The 19,574-nt window shown below is 73.3% G+C and carries 17 protein-coding genes; 3 read left to right on the top strand and 14 right to left on the bottom strand.

The genetic code is table 11. The features are described from left to right. Window positions 1–149 precede the first annotated feature (149 nt). The 9 genes from ABZX96_RS17795 to ABZX96_RS17755 form a co-directional block, all read right to left on the bottom strand. Entirely contained in the window at window positions 150–1,043 is an 894-nt protein-coding gene (locus ABZX96_RS17795) for a DUF5936 domain-containing protein (RefSeq protein ID WP_355545199.1), read from the bottom strand. A gap of 130 nt (window positions 1,044–1,173) precedes the next feature. Next, complete coding sequence (locus ABZX96_RS17790; RefSeq protein ID WP_355545196.1) at window positions 1,174–2,115, bottom strand: type II secretion system F family protein; 942 nt, start codon at window positions 2,113–2,115, stop codon at window positions 1,174–1,176. A 126-nt stretch (window positions 2,116–2,241) separates the two neighbouring features. Then, complete coding sequence (locus ABZX96_RS17785) at window positions 2,242–3,585, bottom strand: CpaF family protein (RefSeq protein WP_355545194.1); 1,344 nt, start codon at window positions 3,583–3,585, stop codon at window positions 2,242–2,244. Window positions 3,586–3,760: 175 nt separating this feature from the next. Beyond that, window positions 3,761–4,192: a TadE/TadG family type IV pilus assembly protein gene (locus tag ABZX96_RS17780; protein ID WP_355545191.1), complete on the bottom strand. Its 432-nt coding sequence runs from the start codon at window positions 4,190–4,192 to the stop codon at window positions 3,761–3,763. After that, the gene (locus tag ABZX96_RS17775; protein WP_355545188.1) at window positions 4,189–4,602 is read right to left on the bottom strand and encodes a TadE/TadG family type IV pilus assembly protein; all 414 of its coding nucleotides are present in this window, start codon (window positions 4,600–4,602) and stop codon (window positions 4,189–4,191) included. The genes ABZX96_RS17780 and ABZX96_RS17775 overlap by 4 nt, the downstream gene beginning before the upstream one ends. A 1-nt stretch (window position 4,603) precedes the next feature. Further along, entirely contained in the window at window positions 4,604–5,956 is a 1,353-nt protein-coding gene (locus ABZX96_RS17770; protein WP_355545185.1) for an AAA family ATPase, read from the bottom strand. A gap of 13 nt (window positions 5,957–5,969) precedes the next feature. Beyond that, window positions 5,970–6,686, bottom strand: coding sequence for a Flp pilus assembly protein CpaB (gene cpaB / locus ABZX96_RS17765; RefSeq protein ID WP_355545179.1), 717 nt, complete (start codon window positions 6,684–6,686; stop codon window positions 5,970–5,972). Window positions 6,687–6,834: 148 nt separating this feature from the next. Then, on the bottom strand, window positions 6,835–7,842 hold the full coding sequence (locus tag ABZX96_RS17760; RefSeq protein WP_355545176.1) for a hypothetical protein: 1,008 nt from the start codon (window positions 7,840–7,842) through the stop codon (window positions 6,835–6,837). 394 nt (window positions 7,843–8,236) lie between these two features. After that, complete coding sequence (locus ABZX96_RS17755; RefSeq protein WP_355545173.1) at window positions 8,237–9,154, bottom strand: serine protease; 918 nt, start codon at window positions 9,152–9,154, stop codon at window positions 8,237–8,239. 220 nt (window positions 9,155–9,374) lie between these two features. On the opposite strand from ABZX96_RS17755, the gene ABZX96_RS17750 reads away from it, so the two are divergent. After that, a complete protein-coding gene (locus ABZX96_RS17750; protein WP_355545170.1) occupies window positions 9,375–10,730 on the top strand; it encodes a M14 family zinc carboxypeptidase in 1,356 nt (451 codons plus the stop codon). A gap of 185 nt (window positions 10,731–10,915) precedes the next feature. Here the strand turns inward: ABZX96_RS17750 and ABZX96_RS17745 are convergent, their stop codons facing one another. The 5 genes from ABZX96_RS17745 to ABZX96_RS17725 all read right to left on the bottom strand — a co-directional run bounded on the left by ABZX96_RS17745 (window position 10,916) and on the right by ABZX96_RS17725 (window position 16,215). Then, window positions 10,916–11,602: a hypothetical protein gene (locus ABZX96_RS17745; RefSeq protein WP_355545167.1), complete on the bottom strand. Its 687-nt coding sequence runs from the start codon at window positions 11,600–11,602 to the stop codon at window positions 10,916–10,918. A gap of 199 nt (window positions 11,603–11,801) precedes the next feature. Further along, window positions 11,802–13,274: a gluconate:H+ symporter gene (locus tag ABZX96_RS17740; protein WP_355545164.1), complete on the bottom strand. Its 1,473-nt coding sequence runs from the start codon at window positions 13,272–13,274 to the stop codon at window positions 11,802–11,804. A gap of 369 nt (window positions 13,275–13,643) precedes the next feature. Beyond that, window positions 13,644–14,054, bottom strand: coding sequence for a RidA family protein (locus tag ABZX96_RS17735; RefSeq protein ID WP_355545161.1), 411 nt, complete (start codon window positions 14,052–14,054; stop codon window positions 13,644–13,646). Window positions 14,055–14,059: 5 nt separating this feature from the next. Beyond that, complete coding sequence (locus tag ABZX96_RS17730; RefSeq protein WP_355545158.1) at window positions 14,060–14,875, bottom strand: IclR family transcriptional regulator; 816 nt, start codon at window positions 14,873–14,875, stop codon at window positions 14,060–14,062. After that, window positions 14,872–16,215 (bottom strand): sugar kinase, encoded by a 1,344-nt coding sequence (locus ABZX96_RS17725; RefSeq protein WP_355545155.1) that lies wholly within the window; start codon window positions 16,213–16,215, stop codon window positions 14,872–14,874. The genes ABZX96_RS17730 and ABZX96_RS17725 overlap by 4 nt, the downstream gene beginning before the upstream one ends. 270 nt (window positions 16,216–16,485) lie before the next feature. Here ABZX96_RS17725 and ABZX96_RS17720 point away from each other — a divergent pair, with 270 nt between their 5' ends. Continuing rightward, the gene (locus tag ABZX96_RS17720) at window positions 16,486–17,838 is read left to right on the top strand and encodes an amino acid deaminase (RefSeq protein ID WP_355545152.1); all 1,353 of its coding nucleotides are present in this window, start codon (window positions 16,486–16,488) and stop codon (window positions 17,836–17,838) included. 68 nt (window positions 17,839–17,906) lie between these two features. Continuing rightward, window positions 17,907–19,520 carry a D-aminoacylase gene (locus tag ABZX96_RS17715; RefSeq protein WP_355545149.1) on the top strand — a complete coding sequence of 538 codons (1,614 nt, stop codon included), beginning with the start codon at window positions 17,907–17,909 and terminating at the stop codon, window positions 19,518–19,520. Window positions 19,521–19,574: the final 54 nt, after the last annotated feature.

The following is a 19,574-nucleotide window of genomic DNA, read 5'->3' as shown; positions in this document are numbered from 1 at the left end:
GCCGTCCCGGGCCCGCGTCCGGCGGTGCGGGCGGGCCGGGGGTTCCACGGGTGCCGACTGTGCCATATTTCGTTGCGGGTGCGAAGGGCCCTTCCCGAGCCAGGGAGGGAATCCGGACGCGCGCCACTCCCCTCGCGCCCCCGCGCGCATCAACCGCCGAGCAGCGAGCCGAAGTTGGTGCCCGACCCCAGGAAGAAGCCCGCGATCAGCAGGATCATCGTGCCGGGGACCATGAACGTGGTGATGACCATGGTCGCCTTCGGTACCGCGCGGGCGGCCCGGCGGCGGGCGTTCTGGGCGTCGGTGCGGCGCATGTCGTTCGCGATCTGGATCAGCGTGTCGACGATCGGCGACCCCAGTTCCTCGCCCTGCTGGAGCGCGGTCACGAACTGTCCGACCTGCTCGGAGTCGTTGCGCCTGCGCAGTTCCTCGAACGCCTCGCGGCGGCTGACGCCCATGTCCATCTGCCGCAGGGTGATCCGTAGTTCGTCCGCCCAGGGGCCCTCGTACTTGTCGGCCACCCGGTCCAATGCCTGACGGAAACCGAGCCCCGCGCTGACGACGACGGCCAGCACGTCCAGGAAGTCGGGCAGCGTCCGGTCGATGGTGTCCTTGCGTTGGCGAATCGCCGCCCAGATGCCGACCTCCGTCCAGAACAGCCCGAACAGCACCATCAGCAGCCCCAGCAGTGGCTGACCGCGCAGGAACATCACCAGCGCGCCGCCGAATCCGAGGACGCCGTAGACGGCGCGCCGGGCGGCGTAGCGGTCCACGGTCAGGCCGCCGGGGTTGCCCGCGAGATCGATGCGTCTACGGACTTTGGTGACACGCTTGTCCCCCATCAGGCGTAGGACGAGGGGGGCGTAGCGCATGCCCGCCCGGTCCACCGCCGAGCCGACGGCCGTCGTCCGGGACGCGCCGACCTCCAGGGCCACGGCGATGTCCGGCGGCAGCTTGGCCTCGCGGCGGTAGAGGGCGATGCCCGCGCACGCGCCCGCCACGGAGAGGGCGGCGGCGAGGGCCAGCAGGAGTCCGAGTGCCATGGGGTCCGTTCCTCAGGGGAGTCGTCGGTGCGCGGGGCTCACACGCGGAGGCGGGCGGGGCTCGCGCGCGGAGGCGGGCGGGGCTCACACGCGCAAGTGGGCGGGGCTCACACGCGCAAATGGGCTGGGCTCACACGTCGATCTTGGAGAAGCGGCGGATGAGGAAGAACCCCACCGCGTACAGCACGAACGCCGCGACCACCGCCGCCTGCCCCAGGAACCCCGAGGTCATCCGGTCGATGGCGCCCGGCGCGATCCGGTCCATCAGCAGCAGCGTGCCGATGCCCAGGAACGGCACCACGTACGCCGTGACGACCACCTGGGAGAGCTGCGTGCGGACCTCGCGCCGGGTCTCCTTGCGCTCCTCCAGCGTCTTGGTCAGGTTGCGCAGCGAGCCGACGACCGTGCCGCCCGCCCGGTTGGCCAGCACCAGCGTCGTCACCAGGACGACGAGCTCGCGGGAGGGCAGCCGGTCGGCGAGTTCGCCCAGGGCGTCGTCGATGGAGTGGCCCACGGCGAGCTTGTCGGAGACCTTGGCCAGTTCCTCGCCGGCCGGGGCCTCCAGTTCCTCCGCCGCCATGGCCAGGGCGGTGCGCAGGGCCAGGCCCGCCTGGGTGGCGTTGGCGAGGATGCGGGAGAGCTCGGGGAGCTGGTTGATGAACTTCTCGATGCGCTTTTGCCGCTGCCAGTTCAGGAACGCGAACGCGGCCCAGACGGCGACGACGGCGGCGATCGGCCCGAAGAACGCGGCGAGCGTGGCCTGCGCGACGAGCCACAGGCCCACCACCGCCGTCAGCATGGCAACGAGGAACTCGGCCGGGGTGAGGCTGAGCCCGGTGGCCGCCAGCCGCAGTTCGAGGCGGCGGCCGAAGCGGGTGGCGCGCAGCCGGCGGTCCAGGTTCGGGAAGCGGCGGCGGGTCGCTGGCCGGCTCCCGTGGCCGCCCGCGAGCCGGTCGATCAGCTCCTGTCGCCGGGCCCGCCCGGCCGCGTACGTCCGGACGCCCGCGACCGCCAGCACCCCGCAGAGCAGGGCGGCGCCGAGGGTGAGCAGGGTGAGCCGGTCGAGGTCCATGGTCGTGTGCCGTCCGTCCCGTCGTGTCGGTGGTGGGGGATCCGATAGGTGGTGGGGGTGGCTGCTGTGAGAGAGGAAGAAGAAGCGAGAAGAGGACGAAGAGGTAGGGGGAGAGGAGGGGACCGGTCACCGGTCCGCGGTCCCCCTGGTGGCCAGTTGCTCAGGCGATGCCGCGACGCCGTACGCGGCCGGGACCGGCTCGTTCGCCAGGAAGAGGCGTTCGGCGACCCGGCGGGGCAGCGGGAAGTACCGGAAGCGGCCGTGCACGATCCGGTCCGCGCCCATGGGTTCGGCGTCGAAGCGGCACACGGTCGCCAGGCGGTAGTCCTCGTGGCCGCGCGAGTCGAGGAGGGCGACCTCGGTGATCCGGCGGGATCCGTCGGCGTGCCGGCTGAGCTGCACGATGCAGTCCACGGCGCTGTTGATCTGGTCCCGCAGCGCCTCGAAGGGGATCCGCACGTCGGACATGGACGCCAGGGTCTGGAGGCGCATCAGCGCGTCCTCGGCGCTGTTGGCGTGGACGGTGGCGAGCGAGCCGTCGTGGCCGGTGGACATGGCCTGGAGCATGTCCAGCGTCTCGCCGCCGCGCACCTCGCCGACGATGATGCGGTCGGGCCGCATCCGCAGCGAGTTGCGGACCAGGTCGCGGATGGTGATGCGGCCCTTGCCCTCGACGTTCGGGGGCCGGGACTCCAGCCGGATGACGTGCGTCTGCTGGAGCTGGAGCTCGGCGGCGTCCTCGACGGTGATGACGCGCTCGCCGTCGGGGATCAGCCCGGAGAGCGCGTTGAGCAGGGTCGTTTTGCCCGCGCCGGTGGGCCCGGACACCACCACGTTGAACTTCGCCCGCACCAGCCCGGCCAGCAGCACCACCATCTGCTCGTCCAGCGTGCCCATGCCGATGAGTTCGGGGAGGGTGTAGGCGCGGGGGAAGCGGCGGATGGTGAGGGTGGCGCCGTTCAGGGCGAGCGGCGGGATGATGACGTTGACGCGTTCGCCGGACGGCAACCGGGCGTCGACCATCGGATTCGACTCGTCCACGCGGCGGTTGACGGTGGAGACGATGCGTTCGATCGTCTGCATGAGCTGCTCGTGCGAGGCGAAGCGGACGGGGACGAGTTCCACCCGGCCCGAGCGCTCGACGTAGACCTGGTCCGGGCCGTTCACCATGATCTCGGTGATCGAGGCGTCTTCGAGCAGCGGTTCCAGGACGCCCAGCCCCAGCGCCTCGTCCACCACGCGGCGGATGAGCCGGTCGCGTTCGGCCGTGGACAGCACCGGGCCCTCGCGGCTGATGATGTGCCCCAGGACGCGTTCCAGGCGCGAACGCCGGTCCGCCGCCGCGAGGGACGACATCTCGGCGAGGTCGATCTCTTCGAGCAGCTTGGCGCGGTAGACGGCGACGAGGTGTCCGTCCTCGCGGGGCGCGACGGGCACGTCGGGGGCGGCGATGCGGGCTCTGAGGCTCATGGCGCGGTGGTTCCTCCGGTGGGGCGGGCGTTCGTCCGGTGACGGTGGCGGGCGCGGGGCCGGTCACGGGGGCGGGTGCAGCGCCACAGGTCGGCGCGGGGTCCGTCGTCCGGCCTGCCGGGCGTGGCGCGTGGGCCTCTGGGGCGCCCGGCTCCTCCCCAACCGCCGCCCCGGCTCACGGCTGTCCCGTCCCCTGGTCCGGCAGCGGCATGGTCGCGCTGCGCCGGGCGGGCCAGGGGCCGAGGCCGGGGATGACGGAGGGGATGCGGACGGTGGCGGTGGCCTGGACCGCGTCGCCCTGCGGGCTCACGCTGATCCGCGCGCCCTCCCCGATCCAGCCGCTCATCGCGGCGATGCCCGCGTTCTCGGGGGTGGTGCGGCGGTCGGCCTCGTCCAGGGACGCCGTGCGGGCCGCCGCCCGCGCCCCCGTACCGGCCTGCTGGACGGCGTACGCGGCCAGCCCGAGCTGGATCACGCCCAGCGCGACGGCCAGCAGGATCGGCAGGAACCCGAGGAATTCGAGCGAGACCTGCCCCCGGTCGCGGCCTCGGTCGCCATCCCGCTCCCGAACGCGGTCTCGTTCCCGAACGGCCCCCCGTCGCCTCACGTCCCCTCCCCCTCCTCCCGCACCGCCCCCGCCGTCCCCGTCACACTGAACGGGAAGCTCACCGCCCCCGGGAAGAGCACCGGCACCCGCACGTCCACCGTCGCCTTCCACAGCCCCGCCTCCCCCGGCCCGCAGTCGATCGACGCGTCCCGCCAGGCGGCGGGCAGGTCGTCCCGCGCCGCCGCCTGGCAGGAGCCCGGGCCGCCCGTCTCGGCGGCGGCCCCGGCCCGGGCACCCCGGTCGGCGGCGTGCCCGGCCAGCGCGTACGTGTAGCCGACCAGGACGAACTGCCACAGGAGGGCGAGCACGACCAGGATCAGCGGAAGCAGCCCCAGGAATTCGACGGTGACCTGGCCACGGTCGCGAACCGGGCACCGACCGCCATCCCGCCCCTCCCGTCGACCGCCCACCTCAGCCCTCCGCCCCTGCCCCTGCCCCCGATCCCGCCCCCGCCGGGGAGGCATCGGGCCCACCGGCCCCCGTCCCCGCCGGCAGGGCCTTCCGCCGCCGCCCGGTCAGGGACGGCCGCGCGCGGTGGGTGCCCCGGCCCGGGCGGGCCGCGGCCGGGGCCTCGACGAGGCCGAGTTCGGCGGCCAGCGCCCACAGCGCCTGGCGGACGGCGGACCGGCCGTCCAGGTCCTGCATCCGGCCGCTGTCCACATACGGCTGGAGTTCCTTGAACCCGGCGGGCACGGTGGTGCGGGCCACGGTGGTGCCGGTGGCCTGGGCGACCAGCGGGGGCTGGATCTCGGTGTTGCGGGTGAGGCGGTTGACGACGGTGGTGGTCTCGCCCGCCTTGCGGATGTGCAGCCGGTCCCACAGCCGGACCAGGCGCTTGGCGGCCCGCACGCAGACCACGTCGGGGGTGGTCACCAGGAGGGCGGTGTCGGCGAGTTCGACGGCGGCGGCGTTGCCGGACTGCATCTGGGCGCCGCAGTCCACGACGACGACCTCGTAGCGGGCCCGCAGCGCGGTGAGGATCTGGCGGGCGCCCCGGTCGTCGAGGTCCTCCCCCCGCTCCCCCTCCTCGGGGGCCAGCAGCAGGCCGAGGCCCGTGTGGTGGGCGTGCACGGCGTCCTGGAGGACGCGGGCGGACAGGTCGTGGATGCCGGCCAGGTCCACGATGGAGCGGCGGAACTGGACGTCCAGATAGGAGGCCACGTCGCCGGACTGGAGGTCCATGTCCACCAGGGCGACGCCGCGCCCGGCGGCGCGGGCGGCGAGCGCCAGGTGGACGGCGGTGACGGTGGTGCCCACGCCGCCCTTGGCGCCGGTGACGGTGACGAGCGTCCCGGCGGGCCCGGTCGCCGTCTCGGCGCCGCCGCCCAGGTGCACCCGCACGCCCGTCGCCCACTGCGCGGCGGCCCGGGTGCGGGCGGCCAGTTCCTCGTAACCGAGCGGGAGTCCGACGATGCCGCGCGCCCCGGCGTCCATGGCGGCGGCGAAGAGGGCGGACCCGGCGTCGGCGGTGATCAGGACGACGCCGACGGCGGGGAACCGCACCGCCACCTCGCGGATCAGCTCCAGCGCGGGCTGCGGGCCGATCCGCTCGTGGACGAGGACGACCTCGGGGAGGTCGTCGAAGACCGGTGGCGCGGCCGAGGGGGCGGCGGGCCCGGCCGCGGCCTGGGTCAGGGCGTGCAGCAGCGCCGCTGAGTCGGCGACCGCGGGCGCGGGTTCGGCGTCGGGCAACTGGCTGAGCAGGGAGGACACGGCCCGGGCGGCGTCGGGGTCACCGACGGCCGGGAGGATGCGGATGGTCACCTGGGCCTCCGGGTCACTTGTCGCCGTCGAGGGTGTACGTGCGCTCGTCGGCCGGGATGGTCTCCTCGTCGCCGGGGGCGACGAGGGCGAGTCGGACGTGGGAGGCGAAGGACTCGGCGTAGGCGACGCGCTGGGCGTCCTTGGTGCCGAGAGCGAAGGTGATGGGGACCTGCTCGGTGGTGCGGCGGGAGGCGCTGGTGTCGCCCGGGTCCTTGCGCTTGAGCGGCGTCAGCTCGCCGACCTCGATGACCTCGGCCCCGGCCACGATCACCTTGGACACCGGTTTGTCCTCGGGCCGCTTGCCCTCGAAGGTGGCGTAGATGTTGACCCGCGACCCGGCGGTGATCTTCCCGGCCACGCCGGTGGCCGCGTCGATCATGATGGCGATCTCCTGCCGGCCCGGCTTGAGCGCCGGCCGGGCGACGATCATGTCGTCCTGGAGGAGCGAGCCCTTGCGCAGGCGGGTGACGGCGATCTTGCCGCGTAAGGCCGCGAGGTCGGTGACGGCGGTGGGCGGCAGCCACCGGCGCGGCATCGTCACCTTCTCGAACTGGCCGTCGGTCAGCGGCTCGTAGGGCCGTACGTCGCCGCGCAGGCGGTAGGCGGTGACCTCCGGGCCGACCATGGACCGGGCGTCCCGGACCACCGACAGCACGCCGACGAACACCCCGACGGCGCACAGGACCGACAGGAGCAGCAGGATCACTCCGCGGCGCTGGCGTGAGTTCATGGGCGGGCGACCTCGTTCGGGACGGGGCGGGCCGGGGCGGCCACGCGGGCGGGGGCGAACGGACGAGAACCACTGGACGCCGGGGGGCCGGGTGGACGGGCGGTCGCCGGGGAGCCGGACCGACGGATCGGGCCCGGAACCAGGCCGCTCAGCGGACCCGCTCCACCGTCCGGCGCCCCGCCACGCCGGACGGCGCGACGGGTGCCAGCCCGCGCCGCCGCAGGGCCGACGGAGCCGCCTCGGACGGGGCGGTGGCGGGTCCGGTGAGCGCGGGCCCGGGGGCGGGGCGTGGAGCGCCCGCCGGTTCCCGGCGCGTCAAGGGGGCCGAGCAGAAGGCACACCGGTCGCCGATCAGTTCCAGACCGCACCAGCGGCACTCCTCTCTGCGGACGGACGACACCAGTTGGTAGAGCACGGTCAGGTCCGGGACGGCCGCGGCGAACTCCACCACCTTGTCGGTGCCCCACCACCGCGCGGACTCGGCGGGCAACGGGGCCTCGTACGTGCCCTGGACCTGCCAGGCGGAGGCGAGCGCGGTCTCCACCCACCAGTCGTCGACGGACCGGCCGCGGGCCACCGCGAGCCGGGTGGCGAAGCCGGGCGGGCGCAGCCCGGCGCCCTCGCCGCGCCGGTCGACGGTGACGAGCTGCGGCTGCGGCCCGGCCAGGACGGCGAAGCGGGTGCCCGGCAGCCAGGACCGCAGGTGCGTGCGCAGGTCGACCGGCACCCGGTCCAGTCGGCCGACGGTGCCCAGCAGCGCGCCCGCGTGCACGTAGTGGGCCAGCAGCCGGGCGGCTCCGGCCAGTACGCCGGGGCTGAAGTCGCCCGTCGAGAGCTGCCGCAACTGCCGGGCGAGCACGGCGACCGCCAGCGGCGGCAGGTCCACGGGGACGATCGCCATCCGCTCGCTCTCCAGGACGGCGCGCAGCGTGTGCAGCCGCCGGACGTGTTCCGGGGGGCAGGCGGTGGAGTACAGGACGACGAGGTGGCCGTGGTGGGCGAGGACGGCGTCCACGTCGGTCAGCGCCTCGTCCAGCGGGCGGGCCTGTGGCGACGGGACGACGACGGCGGCCGGGGTCTGCCGGTCGGTGGCCGGCAACGCCAGGTCGGGGCTGGTGACTGCTATCGCGGTCGGCACGTCGCGTCCCCCACTCACTCCGGTCACCGGAAACCCCGGAACCGCAGATCGGCACACCACTGCGCCACAGGCGCTCTTGGCTCAGCACTTTATCCACGAGTTCCGCCCCGGAAAACACGTTCTGGGGGAGTCGTCACGACCGTTCCGTCGTGCCGGTGGGGCGGCGGCGGCCGGTAACCAGCGCTCGGATCGAGGTGGTTGGGCAGGTCATGGGGCCGGCGGCTCCGGTCCCGACGGGGGCCGGACGCGAGGAGCAAGGTATTGATAAAGAAATATTTAAATCGAAACTAGCCTAATTGACACGAGAAATGGACGCGCGTCGCCGGGGCCCGCGGGTGCGTGCGGGCCCCGGCTTCGAGGGGGTGCGCGGAGAGCGCGGTGGGCCGTTCAGCCGTTGCCGTTCAACGGTTCGTCACCGCCGACCGGCCCCCGGCTTGGGGAGCTGGCAGCCGTCCTTGTAGAGGTCGAGCTTGTTGCCGACGCCGAAGCACTTGGTGATGTAGTACGTCTCCTGGGCGTAGTTGATGCCCTGGCGGACGGTCACGGTGCCGTTTTCGTCCACCTCACAGGGGTTGTTGACGGTGCAGCGTCCGCCGTCCTCGTTGCCCGTGTTGTTGATCGCGGTGACCTTGCCCGTGGTGTGGTCGATCACCGGCGAGCCGGAGGTGCCGCCGATGGTCTTGCAGGCGGGGGTGTAGCGGACGGAGTCCTTCCAGGTCCACTCCCCCTCCTTGAGGCGGTGGACGAAGCCGTCGATGGCGCACGTGTAGGTGCGCTTCCAGTAGCCGGAGACGACGCTGATGGCGGCGCCCTTGGCGGGGTGGGTGGCGGCCAGTTCGAGCGCCTTGATGCCGTAGCGCTGCTGTATTTGCGCGTACGTGGACGAGAGCTGGTACAGGGACACGTCGGTGTCGGTCATGGTGCCGTACGCGAGCTTGGTGGCGCGCACCGTACCGGCGTTCCCCGCGTTGGCGTTCAGGAGGGTGAAGCTGCGGGTGGAGGGCCGGTCGACGAGGACCTCGCCGGCGCCCGGCATCCCCTCCGTCAGGCAGTGGCCGTTGGACATGACCAGGGCCGGGTCGTTGTCGGCGGAGGAGGGCAGCCGTATGACCGAGCCGGAGCAGTTGCTCAGGGCCACGGTGCCCGCGTAGGTGATCGCCTTGGCCCGGGGCGCGGCGGCCGGGGCGGCCCGCTCGACCGGCGCCGTCCGCGCCTGGGTGGCCCGGGTGTCGGGGACCTGCGCCGCACCCGCCGGTCCGGCGGTGCCGCCCACCAGCGCCGCGGCGCCGAGGACGGCCGTGATCAGGGCGCCGACGAGAGGTTTCTTCATGGGGGGTCGTCCTCTCACATGTCCGTCACCGAAGTTCCTTCGGTTCGTCGTGCGCATTGTTCGGGGCGGGGCGGTGCGTGACAACGAAGTTGACATTGAGCATGACAAGTTGGCGGGTTTTCACCGTCCCGCCACGTTGACCGACCGCACTCCTTGACCGGGCCATGCCAACGCCGAACACTGTCGCCGTCGCTCGCCGCCCATCCCACAGGAGACCCGCATGCGACTTCGCCACCGCGGTCGGCGCACCACCGCCCTCGCCGCGCTCCTCACCCTCGCGCTCGCCGCGCCCATCACGGCGGCGGCGCGGGACTCCGCGCCGGAGGACCGGCCGGTCAACGCCGCCGCCGGCACCCCGGTCCGGGCCGCCGACCAGGACCGGAACCGGCAGTACGAGGTGACGGGCCCGGCCACCGTCCGGCAGCGCTCCGACCTCGCCTCCACCGGCGTGTCCATCGACGAGGTGCACGGCCGCTCCGTCGTCGTCACCGCGGACGCCGCGCAGGCCGAGGTGCTGCGCACCCTCGGCTACCGGCTCAAGGAGCTGCCCGCGCCACCCGGCGGCACCGGCAACCGGATCAAGGACTTCCCGTCCGGCTACGCGGGCTACCACAACTACGCCGAGGCCACCCAGGAGATCAACACGCTGGTCGGCAGATATCCGGCCATCATGAGCAAGCGCGTCATAGGCAAGTCCTATGAAGGCCGGGACATCGTCGCCATCAAGATCAGCAAGAACGTGGCCCAGGACGAGAACGAGCCCGAGGTCCTGTTCACCGCGCACCAGCACGCCCGCGAACACCTCACCGTCGAGATGGCGCTCTACCTCCTCAAGGAGTTCGGCTCCACCTACGGCAGCGACCCGCGCGTGACCAAGATGCTCGACAGCCGCGAGATATGGGTCATCCCGGATGTGAACCCGGACGGCGGCGCCTACGACATCGCCACCGGCTCCTTCCGGAGCTGGCGCAAGAACCGGCAGCCCAACGCCGGTTCGAGCAACGTCGGCACCGACCTGAACCGCAACTGGGACTTCAAGTGGGGCTGCTGCGGCGGCTCCTCGGGCAGCACCGCCTCCGAGACCTACCGCGGCCCCTCCGCCGCCTCCGCGCCCGAGGTGAAGGTCGTCGCCAACTTCGTCCGCGGCCGGATCGTGGGCGGCAAGCAGCAGATCAAGACCGCCATCGACTTCCACACCTACAGCGAACTGGTCCTGTGGCCGTACGGCTACACCACCGCCGACACCGCCCCCGGCCTGACCAAGGACGACCGGGACGCCTTCGCCGCCGTGGGCCGCAAGATGGCCGCCAGCAACGGCTACACCCCCGAGCAGTCCAGCGACCTGTACGTCACGGACGGCTCCATCGACGACTGGCTGTGGGGCGACCAGAAGATCTTCGGCTACACCTTCGAGATGTACCCGTCCTCGGCGGGCGCGGGCGGCTTCTACCCGCGCGACACCGTGATCGCCCGCGAGACCGCGCGCAACCGGGACGCGGTGCTCCAGCTCCTGGAGAACTCCGACTGCATGTACCGCTCGATCGGCAAGGAAGCGCAGTACTGCGCGACGAAGTAGCGGAGCGGCGCAGTAGCGCAGTAGCGGAACGGCGAAGTGACGGCGTGGCATCGCAGTGGACACGACGTCGTGGCTTCGCGGGGAAGTGACGTCATGACGACCGGCTGAGGCGGCCGGCGTGCCGGGCCCCGAAGCGGCCGGTGCGCCGGTCGCCTCCCGGCTCGCGGCTCGCGAAAGGGGCCCGTTCAGGTCGCGTTCGCGGGCAGGCCCAGGGCGCGGGCGAGGGCGGCGGAGACGAGGGCGGCGTGCTCGGGCAGTTGCCGGGCGGCCCACTCGGTGGCCAGGCGCAGGAAGTCCGTCAGATCGCGTTCGGCGTCCGCGAGCAGGCGGGGCAGTTCGGTGACGGGCAGCTCGATCACCGGGCTGCCGTCCTGCTCGGCGTCGACGGTCAGCCGGACGAGGTCACCGACGCGTTCGGCGAACGGGCCGGGGTCGTGCCCGAAGGAGGCCCAGCCGACGCCGTCCAGGAGCTCGCGCCAGTCGCCCCGCTCCTCCAGCCCGTTGCAGCAGCCCGGCAGCAGGGTGGCGCCGGTCGTGGTGTCCGTGACCCACAGGCCGCCGGAGAGGAAGAGGTTCTCCCCGGCGAGCAGCCCGTGCAGGAAGTCGCCGACCGGATCCGCGGGCCGGGGCGGGTGGGCGTCGTGTGCGGGGCCGTCGCCTTCGGGGCCGGGGCCGTCGTGCTCGGAGGCGAGGCTGTTGCGGGTGGCGGCGACGCTGTTGTGGGTGGCGGCGCTCATCACGGCCGTGCCGACTTCGTCGGGCGTGAGCGCGCCGCCGAGCGGCAGGAAGTCGTACCGTCCCACGTCGGCGACGGGCCAGAGGGCGAAGCCGTCGGGGCCCAGGACTTCCAGGACGGGGCGGAAAACGATCATCGGGCGAGTCTCGGGCACGTCCGTCCGGCGCCGCAACCGGATACCGAGGGGGTGCCACGCCCGGCCCGTCCCCCATGAGAGGCCACGGTCCGGGCGTTCCGGCGTTCGTACGCGCCCGCCCTACGGAAGGCATACGAACCCGCCCGCCCTACGGCTGGTGTTCGTCCGCGTCCCTCCCATGGGATGCGAACGCCGGCCCCTACACCACCAAGCTCACCACCGCCGCCACCGCGAACCCGGCCACCGACAGCACCGACTCCAGCACCGTCCAGGACTTGAGGGTGTCCCGTTCGGAGATGCCGAAGTACTTGGCGACCATCCAGAAGCCGCCGTCGTTGACGTGCGAGGCGAAGATGGAACCGGCCGAGATGGCCATGATGATCAGGGCGAGGTGGGCCTGGGAGAGGCCCTGGCCCTCGACCAGCGGCAGCACGATGCCGGCGGTGGTGACGATGGCGACGGTGGCCGAGCCCTGCGCCACCCGCAGCACCACCGAGACCAGCCAGGCCAGGACGATGACCGGCAGGCCGACGTTCTGGAAGGTGGAGGAGAGCGCGTCGGCCACGCCGCTGCCCTTGAGGACCGCGCCGAAGATCCCGCCCGCGCCGACGACCAGCAGGATGTTGCCGACCGGCTTGAGGGAGGCGGTGGAGACGGTCTCCAGCGACTTGCGGGACCAGCCGCGCCGCACGCCCAGCAGGTAGTACGCCATCAGCAGGGCGATCGTCAGGGCGACGAAGGGGCTGCCGAAGAACTCGATGACCGAGCGGAGGGTGGAGGGGTCCAGGGCGATGGAGGAGAAGGTCGCCAGGAGGATGAGGACGAGCGGGGTGCCGATGATGGTCAGGACGGTGCCGAGCGAGACCGGCTTCTCGTCCGCCGTCACCCCCGCCGCCCGCTGCTCGGCGACCACGGCGGAGCGGGCCTCCTCGGCGGCCTCGACCATGTCCAGCGGGACGGCGACGAACAGGCGCTTGCCGATCCAGGCGGCGTACCCCCAGGCGGCCAGCACGGCGGGCACGCCGCAGACGATGCCCATGAGGATGACCCACCCCAGGCTCACGTTGAACAGCCCGGCCGCGGCGACCGGCCCCGGGTGCGGCGGCAGGAACGCGTGCGTCATGGACAGGCCGGCCAGCAGCGGCATCGCGTAGAGCAGGATCGACTTGCCGGAGCGCTTGGCGACCGCGTACACGATGGGCGCCAGCACGAAGATGCCGACGTCGAAGAAGACCGGGATGCCGAAGATCAGGCCGGTCAGGCCCATGGCCAGCGGCGCCCGCTTCTCGCCGAACAGGCGCAGCAGCCGGGCGCTGAGCACCTCCGCGCCGCCGGAGACCTCCAGGATGGCGCCGAGCATGGTGCCCAGGCCGATGATGATCGCGACGTGCCCGAGGATGCCGCCCATGCCGGACTCGATGACCGAGACGGCGGCGGACTTCTGGACGGTGCCGAAGAGTTCGGTGACCGACAGCCCGGCCGCCAGGCCGACCGCGATGGACACGGCCAGCAGTGCCACGAAGGGCTGCAGCCGGACCTTGATGATGAGGAAGAGCAGCAGCAGGATGCCGAGCGCCGCGACGGTCAGCAGGCCGCCGGTGCCGGGTATCAGGGCGAGCAGTCCGCCGGTGTGGGGTGGTGCCGGTGGGGTGGGGGCCGCGGCGAGGAACATGCGATGACTCCGTTGTCAGTCAGGATCTTCCGGGCAGGGGGGAGCGCGGCACGGCGCCCCGTCGGTACGGGGCGCCGTGCCGTACGGCTGGTGGTGGCTCGGCGGCGAGGGGGCCGGAGGCTCAGCGGTCGTGGTGACCTCCGGGGACGAACGTCCGGAACGCGCGAGGGGATCCGGGGCGCGTTCGCAAGACGCGGTGTGCTCCGGGGAGCGCTCGGAAGCCGCGACAGGATCCGGGAAAGGCTCCGGCGAACGCTCCGGCGGCGCGACGATCTCCGAGGAACGCTCGGTGACCGGGGCGATCTCCGAGGAACGCTCGGGAAACGCGCTGGACTCCGAGGGCGGCGCGGGCGGTAACGGCAAGGGGGATCAGCCCAGGACGGCGAGCGCGTCGATCTCGATCAGCAGGCCCTTGGGCAGGCCGACGTAGACGGTGGTGCGGGCGGGCGCCGCCTCCTTCAGGCCCTCGGCCTCGAAGTACGCGTTGTAGATCTCGTTCATCTCCGCGAAGTGGTCCACGTCGGTGAGGTAGACGCGCAGCATCATCACGTCGTCCCAGGTGGCGCCGCCCTCTTCGAGGATCGCCTTGACGTTGGCGAAGGTCTGGAGGGTCTGCTCGCGCAGGGTCGGGCCGGCCGGGGTGGGGGCCTGGCCCTCCACGGCGGGCAGGAAGCCGACCTGGCCGGCGACCTGGAGGATGTTGCCCTTCTTGACGCCGTGGGAGAACTTGGCGGGCGGGGTGGTGTGGGTGGCCGGGGTGAGCGCGATCTTCTCGGTCATGGGTGTCAGTCCTTGGCTGTGGTGATGGTGCGGCCGGGCGTGCGGGGGCCGGCGGCGGGTGCCGCCTCGCCCCCTGGTGTGTGCAGCCCGGAGTACTCCCGGCTGATGGCGTCGGCGGTGCGGCGCACCAGCGGGAGCAGTTTGAGGAGTTCGTCGCCGGTGACGACGACGCTGGGCGCGGAGACGGACATGGCGGCGACCGCCCGTCCGTCCGCGCCCCGGATGGGGGCCCCGATGCAGTTGATGGCCTCCTCGTGGCCGCCCAGGTCGGTGGCCCAGCCCTGGTCGCGGACCTTGGCGAGTTCGGCGAGGAAGGCGGTCGCGTCGGGGGTCGAACGGGCCGTGTACGCGGGGTACTCCAGCCGTTCGGCGAGCGCGCGGCGTTCGGGTTCGGGCAGATCGGCCAGGAGCAGCTTGGCGACCGCCGCGACGGTGATCGCGACGGGCTTGCCGATGCGCGAGTACATCCGCACCGGGTAGCGGCTCTCGACCTTGTCGATGTAGAGGACCTCGTTCTCCTCGTACACGGCGAGGTGCACGGTGTGCCCGCAGCGTTCGTTCAGCTCGACCAGGTGCGGGTGCGCGATCTCGCGGACGTCGAGGTTCTCGACGGCCTCCTGGGCGAGGGCGAACAGCCGGGCGCCCAGGCGGTAGCGCTGGTCGGGCTGGCGGTAGACGATGCCGTGCTCGTGGAGGGTGCGCAGCAGCCGCAGGGCGGTGGACTTGTGGACGCCCAGGCGGGTCGCCACCTGCTCCAGGTTGGCCGGGCCCTGCGCCAGCAAGGGCAGGATGCTCAGCGCGCGATCGACTGTCTGACTCATGGGGTACGGACCTCCACCCGTGCGGTTCCCGGCCCCTGGCTGCCGCCGTCGCCCGTCCTTTCCCGGGCTCCGCCGTCGTTCCCGTCCCGGCCGGGGGCGGCGTCCCTGTGCGGGTCGCCGTCCTCGGTGGTCCAGCCGGGGCCGAGTCGCAGTCTCCCCCACGCCTCGGGGGCGAGCGCGACAAGGCGGTCGGCGACGGCGCGGGAGGGCGGCTCCCCTACGTCCCCGGTGACGGTCAGGGAGGCGGCGGCCATCAGGTGGCCGTGCCGGATCCGTTCGAAGACCGGCAGCCCGCGCAGCGTCGCGGCCAGGAACCCGGCGGCGAACGCGTCCCCCGCCCCGACCGGCGCCACCACGTCCACCGTCAGCGCCGGGGCGAAGGTCACGGTGTCCGTGCCGTCTTCGTCGCGCGCGTAGACAGTGGCGCCTTCGCTTCCCTGCTTGACGACGAGGGTGCCGGGCTCGGGCAGCGCCGCCCGGACGGCCGCGGGCCCGTGCAGCCCCCAGGCCGCCGCGGCCTCGTCCTCGCCGACGAAGACCAGGTCGCAGCCGCGGGCCAGGTCGAGGAGGAGTTCGGGGCCGTCGGCGGGGTGGGAGGTCCGAGGGGCGTTCGCGGGGGCGGTCCGCGGATCGTTCGTGGGGCCGTCGTCGGAGTAGGCGGCCTGCTCCTCCGCACGGCGCATCGCCCGCGCCCGCCACAGGCCGACCCGGTAGTTGACGTCGAAGGAGACGAGAGGGCGGCCGGGCGCGGGGGCGGTGATCGTGCGCAGCACGTCCAGGCAGCCGTCCGAGAGGGCGGCGGTGATGCCGGTGACGTGCACGACGCGGGCGTCCCACAGGGCGCGTTCGTCCAGCAGCGCGGGCGTCAGCGCGGAGGCGGCGGAACCGGCGCGGTAGTAGACGACTTCGGCGAGGGGGACGGCGGGGGGCGCGCCGGGCGTCCCGGCCGCGGCCGGATCGTCCGATACCGCGTCGGTGGTGTCGGGCCCGGGCTCCGCCCCCGTCGCCCGCTCCCCCACCGTGCGGAAGTAGACGCCGGTGGGCCGGACCGGGTCGCGCTGGACGTGGGAGACGTCCACGCCGTGGGCGGCGATGGTCTCCAGCAGGTGGTCGCCGAACCCGTCGGCGCCCACGCGGGAGAGCCAGCGCGTCCGGTGGCCCGTGCGGGCGAGGGCGCAGGCGACGTTGGACTCGGCGCCGCCGATGCCACGTTCGAAGGACGGCACGTCGGCGAGGCGGCCGGGCCGCGTCGGCATGAAGGTGACCATGGACTCGCCGAGGCAGACGACGTCGGCGCCCGGGTCGGGGCGGGTGCCGCCGGTGTTCGAGGACCTGGTCACGATCGGGTGCGCTCCTTGGCGTCGGGGCCGGTTCGCGGGGTGCGCGACGGTCGGAGGTGCGGGAACGGGGCGGGGACGGGGCCGGCGACCGGTGGTGGCCCCTCGGGGAGGCCACCCGTCCCGATCCCCGGCCGGAGGCGGGGCGTTGCCCGCCGTTCCGGTCCGTGTCGCTCACCATTGACCGGGCGATGGCTCGGATGTTAGACAGCAGTAAGCGATATGCGCAATGGGTGTTGCATACACTGCAACGAGAACTTCGAGGAGGCCCGCATGGCCGCCGGACTGTCCCGCTCCCCACTCGCCACCGGCGCCGGCACCGGCGGCCCGACCGGCGACCGGCTCGCGCAGAAGCTGGACGAGCCGGCCGCCGAGCGGGTCGGTCCGCAGTTCAAGGGCCTGCCGCCGGACGCCGACGGGCTGACCGTCGGCGAGCTGGCCGCCGAGCGGCGCAACCTGTTCACCGGCGGCTTCACCACGCCCGTCCTGGCCCTGTCCGCCGAATCCGTCGCGCACAACCTCGCCCTGATGGAGACCTACTCCGCCCGGCACGGCCTGGCCTTCGCCCCGCACGGCAAGACCTCCATGTCCCCGCGGCTGTTCGCCCGCCAGCTCGCGCACGGCGCCTGGGGCATCACCGTCGCCGTCCCCCACCAGGTCCGCGTCTGCCGCGCGTTCGGCATCGGGCGGATCTTCCTCGCGAACGAGCTGGTGGACGCCGCCGCCCTGCGATGGCTGGCCGGTGAGCTGGACGCCGACCCGGACTTCCGCTTCGTTTGTTACGTGGACTCCGTACGCGGTGTGGAGCTGATGGACGCCGCGCTGCGCGAGGCCGCCCCCGCCCGCCCGGTGGACGTGGTCGTCGAGCTGGGCGCCGGCGAGGGCGCCCGGACCGGCGTGCGGACCGAGGCGGAGTGCGCCGCGGTGGCCGAGGCGGTGGCCGCCGCGGACACCCTGCGCCTGGTGGGCGTCGCGGGGTACGAGGGCGAGGTACCGGAGGCGAGCCCCGAGCGGGTCACCGCGTGGCTGCGCCGCCTGGTGGCGCTGGCCGCCGCCTTCGACGCGGACGGCCGGTTCGCCGCCCTGGGCGCGGACGAGGAGATCGTGGTGAGCGCGGGCGGCAGCGCCTGGTTCGACGCGGTCGCCGAGGTCTTCGCGGAGGTGCCGGAGCTGTCCCGGCCGGTGCTCAAGCTGCTGCGCTCGGGCGCGTACGTCTCGCACGACGACGGCCACTACCGGCGGCTCACCCCCTTCAACCGCGTCCCGGAAGAGGGCGCGTTGCGGCCCGCCTTCCGCCTCTGGGCGCAGGTGGTCTCCCGTCCGGCGCCGGACCAGGCGTTCCTGAACGCGGGCAAGCGCGACGCGGCGTACGACCTGGACCTGCCGCAGGCGCAGGTCGTGCGGTCCGCCCGGGACGGCTCCGAGCGGCCGGCCACCGGCATCACCGTCACCGGCCTGTCCGACCAGCACGCCTGGGTGCGGACCGAGGAGGGCGCCGAGCTGGAGGTGGGCGACTGGGTGGGCCTGGGGCTCTCGCACCCCTGCACGTCCTTCGACAAGTGGCAGCTCATCCCGCTGACCGAGGCCGACGGCACGGTCACGGACTACCTCCGCACGTACTTCTAGACCACCGTCCGGACCACCTTCCGGTCCACCGTCCGAACCACCGTCCGAACCAGGGAGAAGGGCTCGTCATGGATCTCGTCCTGCGTGACGCCCGCGTCGTCGACGGCACCGGAGGTGCCGCGTACCGGGCCGACGTGGCCGTGGACGGCGGCCGGATCGCCGCGATCGTCGGGGAGGGCGAGGGCCGCCGCCCCACCGCCCGCCGGACGGTGGAGGCGGACGGCCTGGCGCTGTCCCCCGGCTTCATCGACATGCACGCCCACAGCGACCTCGCCCTCCTGCGCGACCCCGCGCACGAGGCGAAGGCCGCGCAGGGCGTCACCCTGGAGGTCATCGGCCAGGACGGCCTGTCGTACGCGCCCGTCGACGACCGCACCCTCGCCGAGATCCGCGCCCAGATCACCGGCTGGAACGGCGACGGCTCGGACATCGACTTCACCTGGCGCACGGTCGGGGAGTACCTGGACCGGCTGGACCACGGCTTCGACGGCCGGGGCATCGCCGTCAACGCCGCCTACCTCGTCCCCCAGGGCACCGTCCGGATGCTGGCCGTCGGCTGGGAGGACCGCCCCGCGACGGAGGACGAGCTCGCGCACATGAGGCGCCTGGTCGCCGAGGGGCTGGAGCAGGGCGCGGTGGGCCTGTCCTCCGGCCTGACCTACACGCCCGGCATGTACGCGCGGGACGCCGAACTCACCGAGCTGTGCCGGGTGGTGGCCCGGTACGAGGGCTACTACTGCCCGCACCACCGCTCCTACGGCGCGGGCGCGCTGGAGGCGTACGAGGAGATGATCGACCTCACCCGCGAGGCGGGGTGCGCCCTCCACCTGGCCCACGCCACCATGAACTTCGGCGTGAACAAGGGCCGCGCGCCCGACCTGCTCGCCCTCCTGGACCACGCCCTCGACGGCGGCGCGGACATCACCCTGGACACGTACCCCTACACCCCCGGCTCCACGACCCTGGTCGCCATGCTGCCGAGCTGGGCCAGCGAGGGCGGCCCCGCCGCGATCCTGGACCGGCTGCGCGACCCGGCGACGGCCGACCGGATCCGGCACGTCATGGAGGTCGTCGGCGCGGACGGCTGCCACGGCGTGCCCATCGAGTGGGACACCATCGAGATCTCCGGCGTCTCCGACCCGGCCCTGAACGGGTACGTCGGCAAGACGGTGGCCCAGAGCGCGGCCGAACGCGGCGAGGCCCCGTGGACGACCGCCCGCCGGCTGCTGATCGAGGACCGGCTCGGGACGAGCATCCTCCAGCACGTCGGCCACGAGGAGAACGTCCGGCAGATCATGCGGCACCGCGTCCACACGGGCGGCAGCGACGGCATCCTCCAGGGCGCCAAGCCGCACCCGCGGGCGTACGGCACCTTCCCGCGCTACCTGGGGACGTACGCCCGGGAGCTGGGCGTGCTCTCGCTGGAGGAGTGCGTCGCGCACCTCACCTCCCGCCCGGCGGCCCGGCTGCGGCTGCCGGACCGCGGCCTGGTCCGCGAGGGCTACCGCGCCGACCTCGTCCTGTTCGACCCGGACACGGTGGCCGCCGGGTCCACCTTCGACGCGCCGCGCACGCTGCCGTCCGGCATCCCGCACGTCCTGATCGACGGCCGGTTCGTCGTCGAGGACGGGCGGCGGACGGACGTGCTGGCGGGGCGGACGGTGCGGAGGGAGAAGAGTTAGGGGGCTTCTGACGGATCTCGCCGCCGGGCGGAGCGGGCTCCCCCGGCGGCCGGA

This window comes from Streptomyces sp. NPDC003077, from assembly GCF_040611095.1.
Taxonomy (GTDB): Bacteria; Actinomycetota; Actinomycetes; order Streptomycetales; family Streptomycetaceae; genus Streptomyces.
Note: the sequence above shows the minus strand (reverse complement) of the source record. Positions and strands in the feature narration are given on the sequence as shown.

Excerpts from the sequence above, each read along its gene's own strand:
- ABZX96_RS17755 (WP_355545173.1), bottom strand. The coding sequence starts at position 9,154 with ATGAAGAAACCTCTCGTCGGCGCCCTGATCACGGCCGTCCTCGGCGCC.
- ABZX96_RS17730 (WP_355545158.1), bottom strand. The coding sequence starts at position 14,875 with ATGAGTCAGACAGTCGATCGCGCGCTGAGCATCCTGCCCTTGCTGGCG.
- ABZX96_RS17790 (WP_355545196.1), bottom strand. The coding sequence starts at position 2,115 with ATGGACCTCGACCGGCTCACCCTGCTCACCCTCGGCGCCGCCCTGCTC.
- ABZX96_RS17750 (WP_355545170.1), top strand. The coding sequence starts at position 9,375 with ATGCGACTTCGCCACCGCGGTCGGCGCACCACCGCCCTCGCCGCGCTC.
- ABZX96_RS17715 (WP_355545149.1), top strand. The coding sequence starts at position 17,907 with ATGGATCTCGTCCTGCGTGACGCCCGCGTCGTCGACGGCACCGGAGGT.
- ABZX96_RS17740 (WP_355545164.1), bottom strand. The coding sequence starts at position 13,274 with ATGTTCCTCGCCGCGGCCCCCACCCCACCGGCACCACCCCACACCGGC.
- ABZX96_RS17745 (WP_355545167.1), bottom strand. The coding sequence starts at position 11,602 with ATGATCGTTTTCCGCCCCGTCCTGGAAGTCCTGGGCCCCGACGGCTTC.
- ABZX96_RS17795 (WP_355545199.1), bottom strand. The coding sequence starts at position 1,043 with ATGGCACTCGGACTCCTGCTGGCCCTCGCCGCCGCCCTCTCCGTGGCG.
- ABZX96_RS17785 (WP_355545194.1), bottom strand. The coding sequence starts at position 3,585 with ATGAGCCTCAGAGCCCGCATCGCCGCCCCCGACGTGCCCGTCGCGCCC.
- ABZX96_RS17735 (WP_355545161.1), bottom strand. The coding sequence starts at position 14,054 with ATGACCGAGAAGATCGCGCTCACCCCGGCCACCCACACCACCCCGCCC.
- cpaB (WP_355545179.1), bottom strand. The coding sequence starts at position 6,686 with ATGAACTCACGCCAGCGCCGCGGAGTGATCCTGCTGCTCCTGTCGGTC.
- ABZX96_RS17720 (WP_355545152.1), top strand. The coding sequence starts at position 16,486 with ATGGCCGCCGGACTGTCCCGCTCCCCACTCGCCACCGGCGCCGGCACC.